Raw genomic sequence first — 20,511 nt, 5'->3', positions numbered from 1 at the left:
ATATTTTATGCAAATATTTCGGAAAAAGAAAACAGAAAAATGCTTTGGACATGCCAAAGCGACAACATTTTATTGCAGAAATTTTTCATATTCATAATACTCAGGATAAGATGCGAGCGTTTCTTGACACAATTCACAAATCGTTTTTATATATATATTTCCATTCTCATGAAAATGAATCATTTCTACTACTTCTTGCTCTGTTAGTTGAAATAAAACGTCGCTATATACTTTTTCTGCGGTAACGGAGCCTACATTACTCCCGCAATGTCTGCAATAATAATACCCTTCCATACTAGCCTCCTAAAAATCCAATTACTGCTAGTATGGGTAAAAATAAAACAAAATATTCCCAATCGTACCCTTAACTATTGAAAGTATTCATAATTTGAAGAAAAGGTTTATTTAACCATTCTTCACATGCATCTGCTGCTTTTTCAATAGAATGATTTACACCAGGAATCTCTTCTGATGTAAAACGTCCTAATACGTAATCTACTACCTTCATTCCATTTTTCGGACGATCGATTCCCATGCGGATACGTTGAAACTCTTGTGTTCCTAAATGTGAAATTGTTGATTTCACACCATTATGTCCACCCGCACTGCCTTTCATACGAAGGCGTAATTTACCTACAGGGATGTCTAAATCATCGTACAGAACAACGAAGTCCTCTACATCAATTTTATAGTAATCCATTAACGGACGAATACTTTCCCCAGATAAATTCATATATGTAAGTGGCTTTAATAAGATTACTTTTTCTCCATTAACAAATCCTGCACCAAATACTCCTTTAAACTTTTGTTCGTTCAAAGAAATATTCCAACGCTTTGCAAGTTCATCAATCGCCATAAATCCAATATTATGCCTTGTTAATTCATATTCTCTACCTGGGTTCCCAAGTCCTACTATCAATTTCATTCTTGTACCACTACTTTCTTTTTTCGATACGAAAAGACGTAACCAATCTTGGTTACGTCTCATTCTATCCAATTAATTGAATAATACACTTACAGATTCTTCTTCGTATACACGAATGATTGCTTCTCCGATTAGTGGAGCAACTGAAAGTTCATGTACTTTGTCGATTTTCTTCTCTTCTGGTAATACGATAGAGTTCGTTACAACTAACTCTTTAATATTTGAGTTTTGGATACGCTCAATTGCTGGACCAGATAATACTGGGTGTGTACAGCAAGCATATACTTCAGAAGCACCGTTCTCAACAAGAGCGTTTGCTGCTAATGTAATTGTACCAGCTGTATCAATGATGTCATCAATTAAAATTGCTGTTTTACCTTCAATATTACCGATAATGTTCATTACCTCAGATACGTTCGGACGAGGACGACGCTTATCAATAATAGCGATTGGTGCTTTTAGGCGATCTGCCATTTTTCTAGCACGAGTTACTCCACCGTGGTCAGGTGACACGATTACGATATCTTTAAGACCTTTTGTTTCAAAGTAATCTGAAAGAATCGGTACACCCATTAGGTGGTCGATTGGGATATCAAAGAACCCTTGAATTTGTGGAGCATGTAAATCTAGAGTGATTACACGAGTTGCACCTGCTGTTTCAAGCAAGTTTGCTACAAGTTTCGATGTAATTGGTTCACGAGAACGCGCTTTACGGTCTTGACGCGCATAACCATAGTAAGGAATAACAATATTAATTGTTTTTGCAGATGCACGCTTTAATGCATCGATCATAATAAGTAATTCCATGATATGTTCGTTTACTGGGAAGCTTGTAGATTGAATAATGAATACATCGCAACCACGGATACTTTCTTCAATGTTAATTTGAACTTCTCCATCACTAAAACGATCAACAGAACATTTTCCTAGTCCTACTCCAATGTGCTTTGCAATTTGCTCAGCAAGTTCCTTATTAGAGTTTAAAGAGAATACTTTCAAATTAGAATTTAGATATTGAGTCGACATCTAGATTAACCCTCCACATTATGATTTTTTCTTATTCAGCAATTGATCAACATAGTCTTCTTTGTTAACTTGACGTGCACGTGCTACAGACAATGCTTTTGATGGAACATTCTCTGTAATTGTAGAGCCTGCTGCCACATAAGCACCGTCTTCAACTGTTACAGGAGCAACAAGGTTTGAATTACATCCAATAAATACCCCGTTACCAATCACAGTTTTGAATTTATTCTTACCGTCATAGTTCACCGTAATTGAACCACAACCAAGATTCACGTCTTCTCCAACTTGTGCATCCCCGATATAACTTAAGTGTGAAGCTTTACTTCTATTACCAAAAACAGTTTTTTTGATTTCCACGAAGTTTCCAACGCGTACTTCATCTCCAATAACTGAATCTGGGCGAATATGTGCAAATGGGCCAACCGATACTTCTGTACCAAGCTTGCTATCATGTACAGTAGATTGACGAATTGTCGTACGATCTCCAATTTCACTATCGCGAATTACTGTATGCGGCCCAATCTCACAATCAGAACCAATTACAGTGTTCCCCTCAATAATTGTTCCTGGATGAAGAACTGTATCACTACCGATAATTGCATCAGCAGAAATATACGTGTTACTTGGATCAATAATAGTAACACCATTTACCATGTTCTTTCGGTTGATACGGTTTTTCATAATAATTTCCGCTTGCGATAGAGCGACTCTGTCGTTAACACCTAACGTTTCATCGAAGTGCTCTGTTTGATAAGCTGATACAATATGACCTTCATTTTTTAAAATTTCAATAACATCTGGCAGGTAATATTCACCTTGTACGTTATCATTTGAAACTTTAGAAAGTGAAGCGAATAAAGCTTTATTATCAAAACAATACGTACCTGTATTGATTTCTTTAATAGCTAATTCTTTCTCATTTGCATCCTTATGCTCAACAATCTTTTCAACGTGACCATTCTCATTACGAACGATACGACCATATCCAGCAGGTTCTTCTATGTAAGCTGTTAATACCGTTGCCATTGCCCCTGCTTCTTTATGTTGCTGAAGTAATGCTTCCATCGTTTCAGCAGTTATTAGCGGTGTATCACCACAAATAACTAAAGTTGTTCCTTCTTCGTTTGCAAGTACACTTGCAGCTTGATCTACAGCATGTGCTGTACCAAGTTGTTCTGCTTGTAATGCAAACTCACTTACGTTTCCTAGCTGTTCTTGTACCATTTCAGCACCATGTCCTACGACTGTTACAAGTTTCTGCAATCCTAATTGAGATACTTGATCGACAACATGTTGTACCATAGGTTTTCCACATACAGGATGAAGCACCTTGTATAGCTTAGACTTCATACGTGTGCCTTTACCTGCCGCTAGAATCACTGCAAATCTGTTTGACATATAGACCCTCCATCGCAACCTATTTATCCATTAACGATATTATCCTAAATCATCATATATTTCAAGAAACACATTTTAACTATTAAATTTTACCATAATTCTTATAAGATGTTTTACTCTTTAGTATCTTTTTTAAGAAATAAGCTATACTATTTAAAATGATTTTGAAAAAATTAGAAGTTCCCCACCTTTCTTTTTCTTAATTTAGAATTTTCCGAATAAAATATATGTATAAACACAAAAAAACAAACCCCTGTAAATGCTTACAGGAGTTTGTTGCAAAATTATAGGGCTTCTCTAAAAAGCCCTTTTCATTCGAATTTTACGAAGCACCCGCTTCTTCAAACTCAACCTCTTCTAACTCGCCTAAACGATGATACTCTGTTAAAACCGCATCTTGAATTTTAGAGCGTGTACCAGAATTAATTGGATGTGCAATGTCACGGAATTCTCCATCTGGAGTACGTTTACTTGGCATTGCTACAAATAATCCATTATTACCATCAATTACACGAATATCATGAACAACAAATTCATGGTCTAGAGTAATAGAGGCAATTGCTCTCATGCGGCCTTCTGTGTTTACGCGGCGTAATCTTACGTCAGTCACTTCCATCTTGTGTTCACCACCCTTTTCTAAATAAGCGATATATTTGTATAAATTCCACAAAATTTCTATTTTCCCTTTAATTTTTTAAAAATTTTTAAGATAAAAATTTTTAATGTAATTGAATATAGAGATTAGTAGAGGTTATCGCTTACAAAGAATTACTTAACTAGGGCAATTACTTCGATTTCAACTGAAACATCTTTCGGTAATTTTGCTACTTGTACACAAGAACGAGCTGGCTTATGAGCAGAGAAATAAGATCCATATACTTCATTAACAGCATTAAAATCATCCATATCTTTTAAGAATACTGTTGTTTTTACTACCGTATCAAATGAAGCACCTGCTTCTTCTAATACTGCTTGTAAATTTTGAAATACTTGCTCTGTTTGTACTGTTACGTCTCCTACTACAAGCTCTCCACTTGCAGTTAACGGAATTTGTCCTGAACTGTAAAACATATTATTTACAATAATCCCTTGTGAATATGGTCCAATTGCTTGTGGTGCATTTTTTGTTTGAACAACTTTCATACTTTTCACCCTTTTATTATTTATTTTTACTCTTTAAAAATAGTGCACGAAAAGCAGTTTGTCCATCTATTTTGTAACTTATAAATAGAATAAAAAAAGATAAAGCTATTTGCTTTACCTTTTTACTCAGCCTCTACAAGCCCTTCATCAAATGGTGCCAGTGAATAATTTCCCTTTTCCACTTGAATCGCTTTTTCTTTCACATCAACTTCCGATAGACGAATCAATGATACATAGTTATTAATTAGTCTTTCTTCAATATCCGTGGATTCTACTAATACACCAATACCAACAACATTAGCCTTAAACTCTTCTAACATACTCATCATACCTTGAATTGTCCCGCCAGCTTTCATGAAGTCATCAATAATTAAAACATTTGATCCTTCCGGAAGACTACGCTTTGCTAACGTCATTGTTTGAATTCGCTTAGAAGAACCTGATACATAGTTAATACTAACAGTGGGTCCTTCTGTTACCTTATTATCTTTTCTTGCAATCACTACCGGTACATCTAAGTAGTTCGCCACTGCATATGCAAGTGGAATCCCCTTCGTTGCCACTGTCATAACTGCATCAATTGGTTGCCTAGCAAAAACAGAAGCAAACAAACGACCTGCGCCATTAATATGACGAGGATTACTTAAAAGATCTGTCATATATAAGTAACCACCAGGCAAAATACGATCTGGATTTTCGAATAAGCTACAAAGCTCACCAATAATTAGATCTGCCTCTTCTTCACTTATATATGGTATATATTTCACTCCTCCTGCTGCTCCTGGTATCGTTTGCAATGTGCCGACCCCTTGTTGTTCAAACGTTTGCTTAATAATAACTAAATCTTCACTAATAGAAGACTTAGCTGATTGATACCTTTCAGCAAAAAAAGTGAGAGAAACTAGCTGACGAGGGTTTTGTAACAAGTAATAAGTCATATCGACTAATCTTGTACTTCGTCTAATTTTCATACTCTCACCTCAAATCACGAATATTCTAAACAAATCATAACGTATTATACGTCTTTATTCAAGCGTTTCTCGCTCTCCTAATAAACGTACTGCGTATACTTGTTCACAAAATCCTTTTAATCCGTTATATATACGATGCATTCGCGAATCATGGTGCACAAGACCGAATACAGTTGGACCACTACCACTCATTAATACAGCATCTGCCCCAAATCGCTTCATCTGTGCCTTAATACGTGCAACTTCAGGATGCATCGCAAACGTTACATCTTCTAAAACGTTACCGACAGTATCACAAATCCCTTTGTAGTCTCCAGCATTTATGACATCCACCATTTTATCTACATTTGGATGTGTAACTCGATTTAACTTTAAATTTCCATACACATCAGCAGTAGATACACCAATATGGGGTTTTGCTAAAATAACCCAACAAGAAGGTGGAGTTTTTATGTGCTCAATCTGCTCTCCTCTTCCAGTGGCAATTGCTGTCCCACCATATACGCAAAACGATACGTCTGACCCAATTTCTGCGCCAAGCTCTGCTAACTGATCAATTGTAAGCCCTAAATTCCATAATTTATTAAGACCACGTAATGTTGCTGCTGCATCACTACTTCCACCCGCTAATCCAGCTGCTACTGGAATCGTTTTTTCAATAGTAATAGATACACCTTTTTTTACATTAAACTTCTCTTTTAATAATTTCGCTGCTTGATAAGCCAGATTTCTTTGGTCGTCTGGGACATACCGATTATGGGATAAAATTTCAATACGGTCTTCTGCTAATTCCATTAGTTCTAAACGATCCGCTAAATCAATTGTTGTCATAATCATTTTCACTTCATGATATCCGTCTTGTCTTTTTCCCAGTACATCTAACGACAGATTAATCTTTGCTGGTGCTTTCACTAGTAGCTTCAATCTATTCACCCACTCTATGTACTCAATCTTTTATCGTTTATTTTACCATAAATTTATAGTAAGACGATGACACTTCCCTAATTATAACGAAAAGCATTCAGAATGAAACTACTTATGTAAAATGATGGCACCTTTTATAGTACAAAAAGCCGAGGAATCACTCCTCGGCTACCGTAGCATAGAAAGTATCTTACAACTACTGGTTTTGTTTCATTAATTGCTGTTCTGCAATTTCTATAGCACGTTTCACCATGTTACCAGCATCTTTCGCACGAATTCCGCCCCATCCTTCTTTCTGAACAACATCATAAAAGCCCAACTCTTTTGCAAGCTCTTCTTTAAATTGATTTGACATGACACCTCTTCGTCTACTCAATGCAGAGTCCCTCCTTATTTTGCTACGGTATCATTAGTATGCAAAATAATATAGCTTTTCATTTGTGGGAATATATGTAACGATACATGAATTATAAAATCACTTCATTATGAGGTTCACCATAAAATGTTAACTCTACTGTCTCTGTTAAAACATCCGCATAGCTATACGATACACGTTGTAACGCATCTTCTTGTTGATCCAGTTGTACAATAAAAACAGAACGGTACGTTTCTGCAAGTACACCTGATTGTTCTACAGTTTTTCTTCTCCCACTGTTCGCCTTTAACATCAGTCTCTGTCCAAGATGGTGATCTAATTCGCTTTTAATTTCATCTAAACGTTTTGACATATACTTCGTTACACCTCGCTGTAATTTAGATTGAACACTTAAAACACGATATATCTATCCCAATTATTAACCGCAACTCACAGACAATATCATTATAAAAGCATCATGCGTTCGAATAGATAGAAGAAATACTATATTGTAAAAGTATCATTATGTAGTCTGTGCGTTCTTGTCTCTTTTTATCCAAACTGATTTAAATCCTTTCCATACAAAAAAGCAAGATACATATGTACCTTGCTTATTCTTCATAATGTTGAAAAGGTAATCCAGTTCGTAAAATCCCCCTTGTTTCAATCCCGCCAAGTCCCTTTTCACCAGTAATCGTATTACGTACAACATCCCATACATTAACCCTTTCCATAAATGACGTAAAACTAATTTTACCAACCACATATACAGGGTCTAGTGCGTGAATATTAATTCTAGATGGGGAACTAGCAAAATTAGCGCCTGCTCGAATTAATGCTTCAAAGTGTGATTGACATGCCCCAGCAAAAATAACGAGTTGATCCAACGATGGATATTTTTTTCGCACTTCTCGAACAGCCTGTACAAAATGCCTTGAATGCCTATATGCTGCTAAATCTCCCTTTACTCCTTTTGATTTTGTATACGCATCGTGCCCTGTAATAACTAAAATGTCCGGACGAAAATGATCTATTAAATCTACTACCTTTTCATGCATCTCTGTTTCTTTACAATGAATACCTTGTACAGGAACACCAATTTTATTATATAAATCTAGGCACTTGCGCAAATATAACGGGTCTCCATCTATGTGCAAGACACGCCCTGGCATTTGAAAATAATTCACTTCACTTGTATATCCACCAGTTGAAGTGTGTTCATGCCTTTGTTTCATTAATACGTAATCTTGTTGAAACAAACGATACGTCCGCTCCATCGTTTCTTTCTCACGCTTCGCTCTCTTTTTATGTTCTCGTTGATCTATACTAATTAAATCTTCAAGTGGCGCATCTGCCACCAATCTAATTTCCTCTCCAAACAATATAGCTATCTCGCCTTTTATTTCTATAATACGAAAAAGAATATCCCTATTATGAGAGTATCGTTCCACTAATTCTCCAACATGTAAAGCCATTCTCCTACCTCCAAACTCATTAGGCCATCTTACCTGTTTTTAAAGTATGAATGTAAGAGGGGAAAGGTGACAAAAGGGACAGTTCAAGTTGAACTGTCCCTTTTATATTCTTATGATAACTTATGAAGAACTAATGCATTACTTAATGTTGCAAACTCCTCGATAGATAGCGTCTCGCCTCTTCGTTTCGGATCAATTCCTACTTCTGTTAAAATTCGATCCAACAGCTCTTTATCTTTCGGGAAACCATTTAAATTATTTGATAAATTATTCATTAAAGTTTTACGACGCTGTGCAAAACTTGCTCGTACTACTTCAAAGAAGAATGTCTCATCTGTTACCTCTACCACTGGTTTCGGACGCTTTAGGAGGCGGATAATTGCAGAATCAACATTTGGTTGTGGTACAAACACCGTACGCGGTACAGTCATAACTGTTTCTACCTCTGTATAATACTGAATAGCAATGGATAAAGAACCATACTCTTTCGTTCCAGGTTTAGCCGCTAAACGATCCCCAACTTCTTTTTGCATCATAACAACGAATCCACGAACCGGTAATTTCTCTTCCAGCAATTTAAATAAAATTGGCGTCGTAATATAGTATGGTAAGTTAGCTACTACCATTACATCTTGCCCTTCTTCAAATTGCTCACTAAACACCTCATGTACATCTGCCTTTAGTACATCTTTATTGATAACAGTAACGTTGCCATATGGAGCTAACGTCTCATCTAAAATCGGTAATAACCTTTGATCAATTTCAAAAGCCACTACTTTTTTAGCACGCTTCGCTAATTGTTCTGTTAATGCACCGATACCTGGTCCAATTTCAATTGCACCACTTTCTGAACCAATTTCAGCGTGATCAACGATACGATTTAATACATTCGTATCAATTAAAAAATTTTGTCCTAAACTTTTTTTGAATGAAAATCCATACTTTTCAACAATGTCTTTCGTACGATTTGGCGTTGCGATATCCTTCATTTTCTTTCCTCCTGTATGACTTGCTTATACGCTTCTGCAAATGATTCTTTTGAAACTTGAAACATTTGTAAACGTTTATGTAACTGTTTTGCGTTTGTATAACCAATCTTTAATAGCTTACCCATTCTTTCTCTGCGACTCTTTGCCATTTCTCCGCCCACTAAACCTGCATCGACTAAATCGCTCCAACTGATTTCACTTGTGTAAGCTTCCATTTCTTCATGTATATTCTCTAAAGCACGGCGAATTGATTCATTAGAAGCATGTTCAATTCCGACACCTTTTTTCCTCTTAGCAAGTGCTTCTTCCTTCGGTAAAAACGCATGTTTACATCCAGGCACCTTATCAGAAATAATTTTTCGAATACGCTCTCCAGGATAATCCGGATCTGTGAAAATAATAACGCCTCGTTTTTGCAGCGCTAATTTAACTTGTTCAATAACATGATCACCGATTGCTGAACCGTTCGTTTCAATTGTATCCGCATCAACAGCACGCTTAATCGCAACTGTATCATCTTTACCTTCTACAACGATAATCTCTTTAATTTTCATGCTTGCCTCCACACTCGTTTCGTCTCTACTTAGTAAAACAAAAAAATGACGACTTTTCCATTATTATTTTCCCCATTGTTACATTTTAAAAAGTAGAATGTCCAAAACTTTGTTCTCTCTCCTTATTGTACCACTTACTCATTCGCCCTTATCTTCTCTGTCACGCCTGCTATTTTTTCACAAAAATAAAAAAGAATGGGTTCTCCCACTCTTTTATTCAACGCCAAATAAAGCTTTTGCATTTTTCGTTGTCATTTCTGCTACTTCCTCATAAGAAATTCCTTTTAAGTTCGCAATTTCTTCTGCTACGAGTTTTACATAACTTGGTTCATTTCGTTTCCCGCGAAATGGATGCGGTGTTAAATACGGACAATCCGTCTCTATTAATAATTTCTCTAATGGAATCTCCGTAGCAACTTCTTTCGGTTTCTTAGCGTTTTTAAATGTAACTGGTCCACCTAACGAAATTAAAAAGTTCATATCAACACATCGCTCCGCTACCTCTACGCTACCGCTAAAGCAATGCATAATGCCTCCTACTTCAGCTGCATTCTCTTCTTCTAGAATATCCATAATATCTTGAGTTGCATCGCGGTTATGTATAATAATCGGCAATTTTACTTTTTTCGCTAATGCAATTTGTTTACGGAATACTTCTTTCTGTATTTCTTTTGGAGACTTATCCCAGTGATAATCTAAGCCCATCTCTCCAAGTGCAACGACCTTAGGATGAGAAGCAAGTTCTTCTAACCAAGCTAAATGCTCTTCTGTCATGTCGATTGCATCAACAGGGTGCCATCCAACCGCAGCATAAATAAAATCATAGGCTTCAGCTAATTCAATCGCCTTTTTTATCGTTACTTCATCAAAACCAACAACAACTGTATAAGTAACACCCGCTTCTTTCATTCGGGCAATCACTTCTTGCAAGTCTTCTTCAAATTGCTCTGCATTCAAATGTGAATGTGTATCAAACAACATAATACATAACTCCTTTTATATTGAAATCAAATTTATTCTACGCAAATAAGCTCTTTTATAACTTAACGATAACAATACTACAATCTTAATGCAAAAATTGAGGTGTAAAAAGAAAAAAGACGCTTCACACATGTTACACGTGAAACATCTCTTTTCTTGTCTTAATTACTTAATCTTTGTACCGTTTGGTAGATTTTGGTCGATTGATGCTAATGACAATACGCCATTCTCTTCACCTGCTAAAATCATACCTTGTGATAATTCACCGCGTAATTTTACAGGTTTTAAGTTTGTTACACAAATAACTTTTTTACCTTTTAAATCTTCCGGCGAATAGAACTTTGCAATGCCAGAAACCACTTGACGTTTTTCTGTGCCTAAGTCTAGTTGAATTTTTAACAACTTGTCTGCTTTTTTCACAGGTTCCGCAGATAGAACTTCAGCTACGCGTAATTCTACTTTAAAGAAATCATCAATTGTAATTTCTTCTGCCTTCGGTTCTTCTTCTTTTTTCTCTTCTACTTTAGGAGCAGAGGCTTTCATTTGTTCTTTAATGTACGCTACCTCTACTTCCATTTCTAAACGAGGGAAAATCGGGTTTCCTTTTTCTACTTTTGTTCCAGCTGGAATGCATCCAATTGTAGACAGGCTTTCCCAAGATGTATGTGCTTCTTCAGTAAGGCCAAGCTGAGCAAACATCTTGCTTGGTGCTACTGTTAAGAATGGCATAAGCATAATACCTGTTTGACGAAGTACTTCTGCTAAGTGAGCCATTACAGAGGCTAACTTTTCACGATCATTCTCATCTTTCGCTAATACCCACGGTTGTGTTTCGTCAATATATTTATTCGTACGGCTAATCAATTGCCAAATTGAGCTTAGAGCTACAGAGAATTCCATGTTCTCCATTGCTTCTTCCACTTTTTTCAATGTATCCTGTGCAAACGTTACTAATGTTTCATCAAATTCCGTTACATTTGCTTTAAATGCAGGAATTTCTCCGTTAAAGTACTTATCAATCATAGCTACTGTACGATTTAATAGGTTACCTAAGTCATTTGCTAAATCGAAATTAATACGCTCCACAAATCCTTCTGGTGTGAATACGCCATCAGATCCAAATGGAACTTCACGAAGTAAGTAATAACGTAATGCATCTAATCCGTAACGATCGATTAATGTAACTGGATCTACTACGTTTCCTTTTGACTTACTCATCTTTCCATCCTTCATTAGAATCCAACCGTGAGCAAAGACTTTTTTCGGAAGAGGTAAATCTAATGCCATTAAAATGATTGGCCAATAAATCGTATGGAAACGAACGATTTCTTTTCCAACTAAATGCACATCTGCTGGCCAGAACTTCTTATACATCTCTTCATTTTCTGTTCCATAACCTAATGCTGTAATGTAGTTAGATAATGCGTCAACCCATACGTAAATAACGTGTTTCGGATTACCTGGAACACGAACTCCCCAGTCAAATGAAGTACGAGAAACTGCTAAATCTTCTAAGCCTGGTTTAATAAAGTTATTAATCATTTCATTCTTACGAGACTCTGGCTGAATGAAATGTGGATTCTCTTCATAGAACTTTAATAGTCTGTCAACATATTTACCCATTCTAAAGAAATATGATTCTTCACGAACAAGTTCTACATCATGACCACTGTCTGGACTTTTCCCCCCAACTACTTTGTCACCTTCCATAATTGGATCTACTAATTGATGCTCTGTATAGAATGTCTCATCTTGTACAGAATACCAACCTTCATATTCATCAAGATAAATATCACCTTGATCTACTAGTTGCTTGAAGATTTTTTCGACAACATCTTTATGACGATCTTCCGTTGTACGAATAAAATCATCATAGGAGATATCCATCTTCTCCCAAAGTTCTTTAATTCCTGCAACGATGTTATCCACATATGCTTGTGGTGTAACATTTAATTCTTCTGCTTTCTTTTGGATCTTCTGTCCATGCTCATCAGTTCCTGTTAAATAATGAACATTATATCCTTGCATACGCTTATATCGTGCCATAGCATCCCCTGCTACTGTTGTATAAGCATGTCCAATGTGTAATTTTCCACTTGGATAATAAATTGGGGTAGTAATATAAAAGGATTTGTTTTCCTTTGTCATTGTTTTGGACCTCCCGGATAACCTCATATGTATTTATAAATAGTATATCAAAAACTTATATATAAAGTGAAACTTTAATCTGTGAGGATCTTGTTCATTCCCACGGATTATCAACCCACACCAATCGGACTTTTACGAGCAATCCGACTTCCACTTAACTTCTTTGACCCAGCCGAATTTAAAATTTAGAATCTTACTACTCGTTAATGCAGGATAAAAACAACTTCATATTTTTATATTTATCATCTATTACTCATATTTCAAGAAAATATACAGTCATTACCTATAATTTCTGGACTTTTCTGAAAATAAAGTGAAATAATAGTAGAAATTACTCAAATTCTATTATATATAAGAAGTAAGAAATCTATAAATCTTTTTAAAAAATATAGAATTAAAGAATTGACGGAAATGTAAATGATTGGTATCATATGTCCATAGGGTATTTTGTCGAAAAATGACGAATCTAAAAATAGACTCGAAACTTATAAACTATTTCTTTAGGAGGAAAAGAATTATGAAATCTACTGGTATCGTTCGTAAAGTTGATGAATTAGGTCGTGTAGTAATTCCGATTGAATTACGCCGTACTTTAGGTATTGCAGAAAAGGATGCTCTTGAAATCTATGTTGATGACGAGAAAATCATCTTAAAAAAATATAAGCCAAACATGACTTGCCAAGTAACTGGTGAAGTATCTGATGGTAACCTATCTTTAGCTGAAGGTAAAATTATCTTAAGCAAAGAAGGCGCTGAGCAAATCTTAAATGAGCTTCAAGATTATATCGAAACAGCAAAATAAGCTTCTCAATTATGAGAAGCTTATTTTTTATCGACATGATAGATTTGATATACATCGCGTTTCGACAAATCTCGATCTTTAGCAACTGTTTTTATCGCCTCTTTTGAATTCATACCTTTTTCGTTTATATAATGTTCAATATGGTCATATACCGAAATAGTTTCCCACCATTGTTCCTCTGGAGCAGGTTCTTCCGTTGAACCAGCTACTAAAATACAAAACTCACCACGAACTTCATTTTGTTTCGTCCACTCAATTGCTTCTTCAACTGTTCCACGAATAAATTCCTCGAATTTTTTTGTTAACTCTCGGCACAATACAATTTCTCTATTTCCCAATACTTCTTGCATCGAGATTAAAGTATCATCCAAACGGTGAGGTGCTTCATAAAACATCATTGTAGTTTGTATATAACGAAGCTTCTCTAACTCCATTTTTCTTTCTTTTTTATTTCTTTGTAAAAATCCATAGAAATAAAACTGTTTTGTTTCAAGGCCTGATGCAATTAATGCTGTAAGGGCTGCATTTGCCCCAGGAAGCGGGATAACATGATACTGTTCCGCTACAGCCTCTACAACAATATCGTAACCTGGATCGGAAATACACGGCATACCAGCATCACTAACAAGTGCTACTGTCTTTCCTTCGTCTAACTTATCTAATATTTTCTTCCCACTTACTTCCTTATTATGCTCATGGTAACTCATAACAGGCGTTTCAATTTCGAAGTAATTACAAAGTTTTTTCGTTTGTCTCGTATCTTCAGCAGCAATTAAATCCGCTTCTTTTAAAATTCGGATTGCACGAAATGTCATATCTTCTAAATTCCCAATAGGGGTTGGTACTAAATATAAAACGCCCTTTTCATTTTGTTGAAAACTTTTTTGTTGCCACATAAGGTTCTCCTTTTTGCATATATTCTTCTTTTTGTTTTCTATTTAATTGCTTAAAATAGTACTCTGCTTGCATAGCTGTACGCTTATCTTCATGAAACTCTACGTATTTTAAAGCAACAGGAAGTCTAGCACGCGTATACTTAGCCCCTTTTCCGCTATTATGGGTCTCAATCCGCTTCTCTATATGATTTGTATATCCAGCATAGTAACTTCCATCAGAGCACTCCACTACATAAAAACAATGCTTATTCTTCTCCATATAAAATAGAACGAATCTCCTTTGTATATTCATTATTTTCTCCATATACAAAAAGAGGTGGCAATATTTTTAAATCTGCGTTTCCGTCCTTAATTCCTTCAATTAACAATGTATTCGCTTCTTTTCCTGCCTTAGGATAAACAAATCGTACACGCTTCGGTTCAATTTTATACTTACGCATTAATGTAACAATGTCTAGTAAACGACCTGGACGATGTACAAATGCTACTTTCCCGCCTTGCTTTACTAGCTGACTACTTGCAGATACAACATCCTCTAGTGTACACATAATTTCATGACGAGCTATTGCTAAATGTTCATTCATATTTTTTTCAGAAGTTGCAGGTGTTTGGAAATAAGGCGGATTACATGTGACAACATCATATTGATGACGTCCAAGTTTCTCCGGCATATCTTTCAAATCCCCGTGTATTAAGTGAATTCTTTCTTCCAACTTATTGTATTGAACACTTCTTATTCCCATATCATATAAGCGTTCTTGAATTTCTACACCAGTAATATTCCCTTTCGTCCTTGTACTTAATAGAAGGGGCACAACGGCATTACCTGTACACAAATCAAGTAAATTACCTTTTTGAATTGGCACCCAAGCAAAGTCTGCAAGTAAAACAGCATCTAACGAGAAATTAAATACTGATGGGCTTTGTATAATCTTCAAATCTTGTGCTAATAAGTAATCTAAACGTTCATCTTCATATAAATTCATATGTTGCTCCTTTTCTTACACTTAACCTACCCTATTTCATCTTCTACTAATAAAAAACATATTCGATTCTACTCTCATGTATAAAAAATTACCTTTCCAATTATTATTGGAAAGGTAATTTCACTTTTTATTTAAAAATGACAGGCAGAATAAACAATCTCCCTCTTTACGTACACTTCCATAATGCAGATTACAAATATGAAAACCTTCTTGATATAGTCTTGCTAAATTATCGTAGCCTTCACCAATATCTGTCTTCGGCTTCACTTCTTTACGTTTTTGAGTTTTTTGTTTTTCTTTAATCTGCACTTCTTCAAAGCGGTGTCGCAAATTTTCATTTTCCATTTTTATATGTTGGTTTTCTTCCAGTAACTCTGCAAGATGTTGTTTTAATTCTCCCAACTGTTTGTATAAATGTCCAATTTGCTCTTCCATACTAGAAACCGATGCAAAAATATCTTTTTTCTCCACAAGCACCCACCTCATTAATCTGTGGTTTGACTCGAAACGACCCCTTTATTCACTAACTCATCTAACGTATATTCTACTATCCGTTCCTTGTCTACTAGTTCCACTTGAATTAATCTTTCTAAAATATTTAATCCGATAACACGGCCAGTACCATGCGGGGTTTGTATACGTTGATCTAAATCAGGAAGTTGTTCCTTTGCTGCCTCATATTCATCGTTCTCATATTTTAAGCAACACATTAAGCGACCACATAAACCAGAGATTTTTGCAGGATTTAATGATAAATTTTGATCCTTTGCCATCTTAATGGATACAGGTTCAAAATCCCCTAAAAAAGTAGAACAACAAAGCATACGACCACATGGACCAATACCACCAAGCATTTTCGCTTCATCACGAACACCAATTTGTCTTAGTTCAATTCTTGTCCTAAAAATTGCTGCTAAGTCCTTCACTAGTTCGCGAAAATCAATCCGACCATCCGCAGTAAAGTAGAAAATAATTTTATTGCGATCGAACGTATACTCTACATCTACAAGTTTCATATCAAGATTATGTTCTACTACCTTTTGCTGACAAACTTGATATGCTTCTTTTGCAGCATGTTTGTTCTCTTCAACAATGGTACGATCGTTTTCATTTGCAATGCGAATAACCTTTTTTAGCGGTAATACAACGTCGTTTTCATCAACTTGCTTTTTGGTAATAACTACTTTTCCGTATTCAATACCTCTTACCGTTTCTACAATTACAAACTCATTTTCAGAGATATCGAACTGATTCGGATCAAAGTAATACACCTTTCCGGCCTTCTTAAAGCGAACACCTACTACATCATACAAAACGGTCATCCCTCCTGCAACCGCAACACTAACTGTTCGAACACAAGCTGCGCATTTACATTAGCGTTGATTCTATTTTTTGCCTCTAATATATTAAAGAGAGCTGATACAATGCGCTTCTGAGCGTAGGAGAAAGATTCAAACATCTCTTTCTGCTCATGAAAAACAAGACGATCTTCTTCTCCAAGTTGAACATATAATAAATCCTTATAAATAAGGAGTAACATATCTAAACCTTGCTGTAATTGTTCTTTCTCTCCAAAGTGTTTTCCCCATTTTTCTTGTACAAAAAAAATAGAGGCTTTATCTTTTTCGAGCGCTTCACATAATTTTATCACTAAAGCTCGTGCTTGTGCAAACCATTCATCACTACATAAAGCTAAAGCTTCATCAAAACTATTTGTGAGTTGTGCAGCAAGTGTCGATAAAGATGTCGTAACACCTTCATCCTGTAATCTTCTAATTAAAGATTCCGTAGGTAACGGTCTAAATGTAACAACTTGACAACGAGATAAAATCGTATTTAAAATTTGATGACTTTGTTCAGTAAGTAAAATAGCTGTTGTATCACTACTTGGTTCTTCTAAAAATTTTAACAGTGTATTCGCCGCATTTGCTGTCATACGGTCTGCGTGCTCAATAACATATACTTTTTTATTTGCTTCTAATCCTGTTTTTGAAAACTCTTCTTGTAAATCATGAATTTGCTGCTTCTTAATAGATAATCCGTCTGGTTTTACAATATGTAAGTTTGGGTGGTTACCTGAATCAATTCGCTTACAATTTGTACATACATGACAAGGCTCTACCCCATTCCGCTGAGAACAGAGGAAACTCTTTGCCATTTGAATTGCTGTCGCAAACTTTCCTGTCCCTTTCCCTCCCTCTAACAAGTAAGCGTGGGATATACGCTCTTTTGCGATGCTATTCATCAACATTTTTACACCGATGGGTTGTATAGCAGAAAGCTGCTCCCACGTCTTCGTCATAATGCATACCTCACTTATTTCATTCTTTCCTTCTATTATAACAATTTATCTTCTATAACTTGAATAACTTCTTCTATAAGTTTTTCCATTGGTTGATCAGCATTTACTAATACAATACGATCCGAGAAACGTTCTACAACTTGTAAATACCCTTCACGCACACGTTTATGGAAAGTGATATCTTCCATATCTAACCGATTCACTTCACGTCCTGCATCTTTTGCAATTCGAGCTAAACCAACCTCTGGTTCAATGTCTAGGTAAATTGTTAAACTAGGCATGCAATCTTCTGTTGCGAAACGATTGATTTCAAATACTTTATCCATACCTAACCCTCTTGCATAGCCTTGATACGCTAAAGAGCTATCTATAAAACGATCACATAATACAAGGTAATCCTCATTAAGTGCCGGCATAACTTTTTCCACTAAATGTTGTCTACGTGCAGCGGCATATAGAAGTGCCTCTGTACGTGCTTCCATCATCGTATATTCTTGCTTATGTAAAATCGTTCTAATATCCTCAGAAATTGCAATACCACCTGGTTCTCTCGTCGCCATTACCTTTTGTTCCTTTTGTTCAAAGTATGGCAATAAACCTTGAATTAACGTTGTTTTACCCGAACCTTCTGGCCCCTCAATTGTTACAAATAATCCCTTCATCCTAAAACCTACTTTCTATATCATACACTTTCATATATTTCGTGCTACCTTGAAAACGGGCGCCTGCTCTCTCTAAATGCATAATTTGCTCTTTATGTTCTGAAGTAATTCTTTCCCCATACATAATCAATGGAATACCAGGTGGATATGGAATTACCATTTCCGCCGCTATCATCCCAACTGCTTCTTCTACAGATACTACTTTTGTTTCATATCCTTCCAGTTGTTTATATGTATACGGTAAAGGAGAAATTTCTCCTTTATAAGTATAACGAATAGATTCTGTCTTGTCTTTCACCTCATAAGATTGCAATGCCGCCCGGATCATCTCTATAGCCTTCATATACTTCTTATTTACTTGCAAAGGCAAAATAAATAAGACATTATATGGATCTGCCATTTCGGTATATATACCAACCTTTTCTAATACAGATTGTAATTCGTATCCTGATAACTGACAACGTGTCTGTACGGTAACTTTTAGCTCGTCTTGTAATGGATATTGTAAAATAGCTATTTGTGGGATAGAAGACAATTCTTCTTTAAACCCCCGTAAAAACTCGACAATTTCATCATGTCCCTTTTCTTTTATACGCGCTATCGTAAAGCGTGCAATATCAAGAGAAGCCATAATTGGATACGATGGACTACTAGATTGTAGCATACTTAAATAAGTAGAAACTCTTTCTTCTTTCACTAAGCGGCTATTTATATGTAAATAGGATCCCATCGTCATCGCAGGTAATGTTTTATGTGCGGAATGAACTACAATATCTGCACCATATGCTAAAGCTGACTTTGGAAATGCCCCGCCTAAACAAAAATGAGCTCCATGCGCTTCATCTACTAACACAGGAATTTTATGTGCATGTGCATAAGCAATGCTTGCCTCTAAATCCATCCCCATACCATAATAATTAGGATGTGTTAAAATAAGTGCTTTCGCATTTGGATATTTTTCAATTGCTTCCTTAATAATCTCATCATGAATTCCCACGGGTACGTTATAAGCTTCATCAATCCATGGATCTAAAAAAATTGGATTTGCTCCTGCTAATTTTAAACCATTAATAATTGATTTATGACAATTTCTTTGTACAAGAACAATATCATGTTCCCTACAGCAAGACAAAATCATTGCTAAGTTCCCGACTGTTGAACCATTAATTAAAAAATAACTTTTTTCCACTTCATATACATCAGCTAATAATTGTTGTGCCTCATCTATACATTCAAACGGACTATGTAAATCATCTAACCCTGATAACTCAGTTACATCGATAGATAGTATATCTTTAAACTCCTCTACTGCCCCTTGAGGGAAGTTTAAACCATTTTTATGACCTGGAACATGAAAAGATAACGGCCTTCTTTCTTTAAACTCTATTAATGCTTCATATAAAGGTATGCGATTTTGATTCATCTATATCTCTTCCTTATTATTTCATTCTTTATCTATTATACAGAACAAAAAAAATAATAGGCATATGCCTATTTAAAAATATGATACTTCTAATTTCCGAAGCTGTTTTAAATAATATATATACTTCGGATCATTTGTTTCTGTATTCACCATGTCCTTTTCACATTCATAACATATTAAATTATTATAAACATATATCCCTTCTTTTCTTTCTGTCTCACAAACAATACAAACTTCGTTTTGTGATTTCATATCTTTCCCTCCCTATTTAATTTAAATGGACATATTTTATACTTCTATTCCTTAACAATTTACAGAAAAATATACATCGATTTCTTATATAATATGATTCATCCTTGGGCAACGTGTTTGTATTACCATTACTTCTTTTTGCATACTGTTTGAAAACACAAAAAAACACAAGTCAAAAGACTTGTGTTTTTAGTTGCTTGGCGACGTCCTACTCTCACAGGGACAAGGTCCCAACTACCATCGGCGCTAGAGAGCTTAACTTCCGTGTTCGGTATGGGAACGGGTGTGACCTCTCTGCC

At 35.6% G+C, this 20,511-nt stretch carries 25 protein-coding genes and 1 rRNA gene; 1 reads left to right on the top strand and 25 read right to left on the bottom strand.

From position 1 onward, the window contains the following. Positions 1 to 69: 69 nt before the first annotated feature. From MR083_RS14345 to metG, 15 genes are all read right to left on the bottom strand, one after another. The gene (locus tag MR083_RS14345; protein ID WP_000399440.1) at positions 70 to 294 is read right to left on the bottom strand and encodes an anti-sigma-F factor Fin; all 225 of its coding nucleotides are present in this window, start codon (positions 292 to 294) and stop codon (positions 70 to 72) included. 70 nt (positions 295 to 364) lie between these two features. Further along, positions 365 to 925 carry an aminoacyl-tRNA hydrolase gene (pth, locus tag MR083_RS14340; protein WP_073569349.1) on the bottom strand — a complete coding sequence of 187 codons (561 nt, stop codon included), beginning with the start codon at positions 923 to 925 and terminating at the stop codon, positions 365 to 367. 72 nt (positions 926 to 997) lie between these two features. Next, the gene (locus MR083_RS14335; protein WP_000107420.1) at positions 998 to 1,951 is read right to left on the bottom strand and encodes a ribose-phosphate diphosphokinase; all 954 of its coding nucleotides are present in this window, start codon (positions 1,949 to 1,951) and stop codon (positions 998 to 1,000) included. An 18-nt stretch (positions 1,952 to 1,969) separates the two neighbouring features. Beyond that, positions 1,970 to 3,349 carry a bifunctional UDP-N-acetylglucosamine diphosphorylase/glucosamine-1-phosphate N-acetyltransferase GlmU gene (gene glmU, locus MR083_RS14330; RefSeq protein ID WP_000071036.1) on the bottom strand — a complete coding sequence of 460 codons (1,380 nt, stop codon included), beginning with the start codon at positions 3,347 to 3,349 and terminating at the stop codon, positions 1,970 to 1,972. Positions 3,350 to 3,671: 322 nt separating this feature from the next. Beyond that, positions 3,672 to 3,965 (bottom strand): septation regulator SpoVG, encoded by a 294-nt coding sequence (spoVG, locus tag MR083_RS14325; RefSeq protein WP_000454041.1) that lies wholly within the window; start codon positions 3,963 to 3,965, stop codon positions 3,672 to 3,674. Between the two features lie 152 nt (positions 3,966 to 4,117). Further along, entirely contained in the window at positions 4,118 to 4,492 is a 375-nt protein-coding gene (locus tag MR083_RS14320) for a RidA family protein (protein ID WP_000869805.1), read from the bottom strand. Positions 4,493 to 4,614: 122 nt separating this feature from the next. After that, the gene (gene purR, locus MR083_RS14315; protein WP_000702474.1) at positions 4,615 to 5,463 is read right to left on the bottom strand and encodes a pur operon repressor; all 849 of its coding nucleotides are present in this window, start codon (positions 5,461 to 5,463) and stop codon (positions 4,615 to 4,617) included. Between the two features lie 54 nt (positions 5,464 to 5,517). Continuing rightward, on the bottom strand, positions 5,518 to 6,387 hold the full coding sequence (gene ispE, locus MR083_RS14310) for a 4-(cytidine 5'-diphospho)-2-C-methyl-D-erythritol kinase (RefSeq protein WP_000772094.1): 870 nt from the start codon (positions 6,385 to 6,387) through the stop codon (positions 5,518 to 5,520). A 196-nt stretch (positions 6,388 to 6,583) separates the two neighbouring features. Continuing rightward, positions 6,584 to 6,763 carry an acid-soluble spore protein SspF gene (sspF, locus tag MR083_RS14305; protein ID WP_001985066.1) on the bottom strand — a complete coding sequence of 60 codons (180 nt, stop codon included), beginning with the start codon at positions 6,761 to 6,763 and terminating at the stop codon, positions 6,584 to 6,586. A 91-nt stretch (positions 6,764 to 6,854) separates the two neighbouring features. Next, positions 6,855 to 7,115 (bottom strand): biofilm formation stimulator Veg, encoded by a 261-nt coding sequence (gene veg / locus MR083_RS14300; RefSeq protein WP_242269487.1) that lies wholly within the window; start codon positions 7,113 to 7,115, stop codon positions 6,855 to 6,857. Positions 7,116 to 7,353: 238 nt separating this feature from the next. Then, positions 7,354 to 8,217, bottom strand: coding sequence for a sporulation peptidase YabG (yabG, locus tag MR083_RS14295; RefSeq protein WP_001173738.1), 864 nt, complete (start codon positions 8,215 to 8,217; stop codon positions 7,354 to 7,356). A gap of 110 nt (positions 8,218 to 8,327) precedes the next feature. Continuing rightward, positions 8,328 to 9,206: a 16S rRNA (adenine(1518)-N(6)/adenine(1519)-N(6))-dimethyltransferase RsmA gene (gene rsmA / locus MR083_RS14290; protein ID WP_000651552.1), complete on the bottom strand. Its 879-nt coding sequence runs from the start codon at positions 9,204 to 9,206 to the stop codon at positions 8,328 to 8,330. Then, positions 9,203 to 9,760 (bottom strand): ribonuclease M5, encoded by a 558-nt coding sequence (gene rnmV, locus MR083_RS14285; protein ID WP_000692830.1) that lies wholly within the window; start codon positions 9,758 to 9,760, stop codon positions 9,203 to 9,205. Before rnmV ends, rsmA begins: the two co-directional genes overlap by 4 nt. Before the next feature lie 213 nt (positions 9,761 to 9,973). Beyond that, entirely contained in the window at positions 9,974 to 10,741 is a 768-nt protein-coding gene (locus MR083_RS14280) for a TatD family hydrolase (protein WP_242269486.1), read from the bottom strand. A 165-nt stretch (positions 10,742 to 10,906) separates the two neighbouring features. Continuing rightward, complete coding sequence (gene metG, locus MR083_RS14275; protein WP_000159677.1) at positions 10,907 to 12,889, bottom strand: methionine--tRNA ligase; 1,983 nt, start codon at positions 12,887 to 12,889, stop codon at positions 10,907 to 10,909. Positions 12,890 to 13,406: 517 nt separating this feature from the next. Here metG and MR083_RS14270 point away from each other — a divergent pair. Then, complete coding sequence (locus MR083_RS14270; RefSeq protein ID WP_000843036.1) at positions 13,407 to 13,691, top strand: AbrB/MazE/SpoVT family DNA-binding domain-containing protein; 285 nt, start codon at positions 13,407 to 13,409, stop codon at positions 13,689 to 13,691. A gap of 20 nt (positions 13,692 to 13,711) precedes the next feature. Here the strand turns inward: MR083_RS14270 and rsmI are convergent, their stop codons facing one another. The 10 genes from rsmI to rrf form a co-directional block, all read right to left on the bottom strand. Beyond that, a complete protein-coding gene (gene rsmI, locus MR083_RS14265; protein ID WP_000267806.1) occupies positions 13,712 to 14,587 on the bottom strand; it encodes a 16S rRNA (cytidine(1402)-2'-O)-methyltransferase in 876 nt (291 codons plus the stop codon). After that, positions 14,556 to 14,846, bottom strand: coding sequence for a GIY-YIG nuclease family protein (locus tag MR083_RS14260; RefSeq protein ID WP_000414339.1), 291 nt, complete (start codon positions 14,844 to 14,846; stop codon positions 14,556 to 14,558). Before MR083_RS14260 ends, rsmI begins: the two co-directional genes overlap by 32 nt. Beyond that, positions 14,833 to 15,573 carry a tRNA1(Val) (adenine(37)-N6)-methyltransferase gene (locus MR083_RS14255; protein ID WP_014893383.1) on the bottom strand — a complete coding sequence of 247 codons (741 nt, stop codon included), beginning with the start codon at positions 15,571 to 15,573 and terminating at the stop codon, positions 14,833 to 14,835. The genes MR083_RS14260 and MR083_RS14255 overlap by 14 nt, the downstream gene beginning before the upstream one ends. 120 nt (positions 15,574 to 15,693) lie before the next feature. Further along, on the bottom strand, positions 15,694 to 16,044 hold the full coding sequence (gene yabA, locus MR083_RS14250) for a DNA replication initiation control protein YabA (protein ID WP_000412056.1): 351 nt from the start codon (positions 16,042 to 16,044) through the stop codon (positions 15,694 to 15,696). Positions 16,045 to 16,058: 14 nt separating this feature from the next. After that, positions 16,059 to 16,886 (bottom strand): PSP1 domain-containing protein, encoded by an 828-nt coding sequence (locus tag MR083_RS14245; RefSeq protein ID WP_000272429.1) that lies wholly within the window; start codon positions 16,884 to 16,886, stop codon positions 16,059 to 16,061. A gap of 5 nt (positions 16,887 to 16,891) precedes the next feature. Next, positions 16,892 to 17,875, bottom strand: a complete 984-nt coding sequence (holB, locus tag MR083_RS14240) for a DNA polymerase III subunit delta' (RefSeq protein WP_000169574.1) — start codon at positions 17,873 to 17,875, stop codon at positions 16,892 to 16,894. Between the two features lie 35 nt (positions 17,876 to 17,910). Beyond that, positions 17,911 to 18,537: a dTMP kinase gene (gene tmk / locus MR083_RS14235; RefSeq protein WP_000677230.1), complete on the bottom strand. Its 627-nt coding sequence runs from the start codon at positions 18,535 to 18,537 to the stop codon at positions 17,911 to 17,913. Position 18,538: 1 nt separating this feature from the next. Further along, the gene (locus MR083_RS14230; protein ID WP_242269485.1) at positions 18,539 to 19,960 is read right to left on the bottom strand and encodes an aminotransferase class I/II-fold pyridoxal phosphate-dependent enzyme; all 1,422 of its coding nucleotides are present in this window, start codon (positions 19,958 to 19,960) and stop codon (positions 18,539 to 18,541) included. A 72-nt stretch (positions 19,961 to 20,032) separates the two neighbouring features. Then, positions 20,033 to 20,212 carry a sigma factor G inhibitor Gin gene (locus MR083_RS14225; protein ID WP_000842028.1) on the bottom strand — a complete coding sequence of 60 codons (180 nt, stop codon included), beginning with the start codon at positions 20,210 to 20,212 and terminating at the stop codon, positions 20,033 to 20,035. Positions 20,213 to 20,407: 195 nt separating this feature from the next. Beyond that, a 5S ribosomal RNA gene (gene rrf / locus MR083_RS14220) occupies positions 20,408 to 20,511 on the bottom strand; the annotation flags it as partial.

Source organism: Bacillus cereus group sp. BfR-BA-01408 (assembly GCF_022663305.1).
Taxonomy (GTDB): Bacteria; Bacillota; Bacilli; order Bacillales; family Bacillaceae_G; genus Bacillus_A; species Bacillus_A pacificus.
This window is presented reverse-complemented; position numbering and strand designations above follow the sequence as displayed.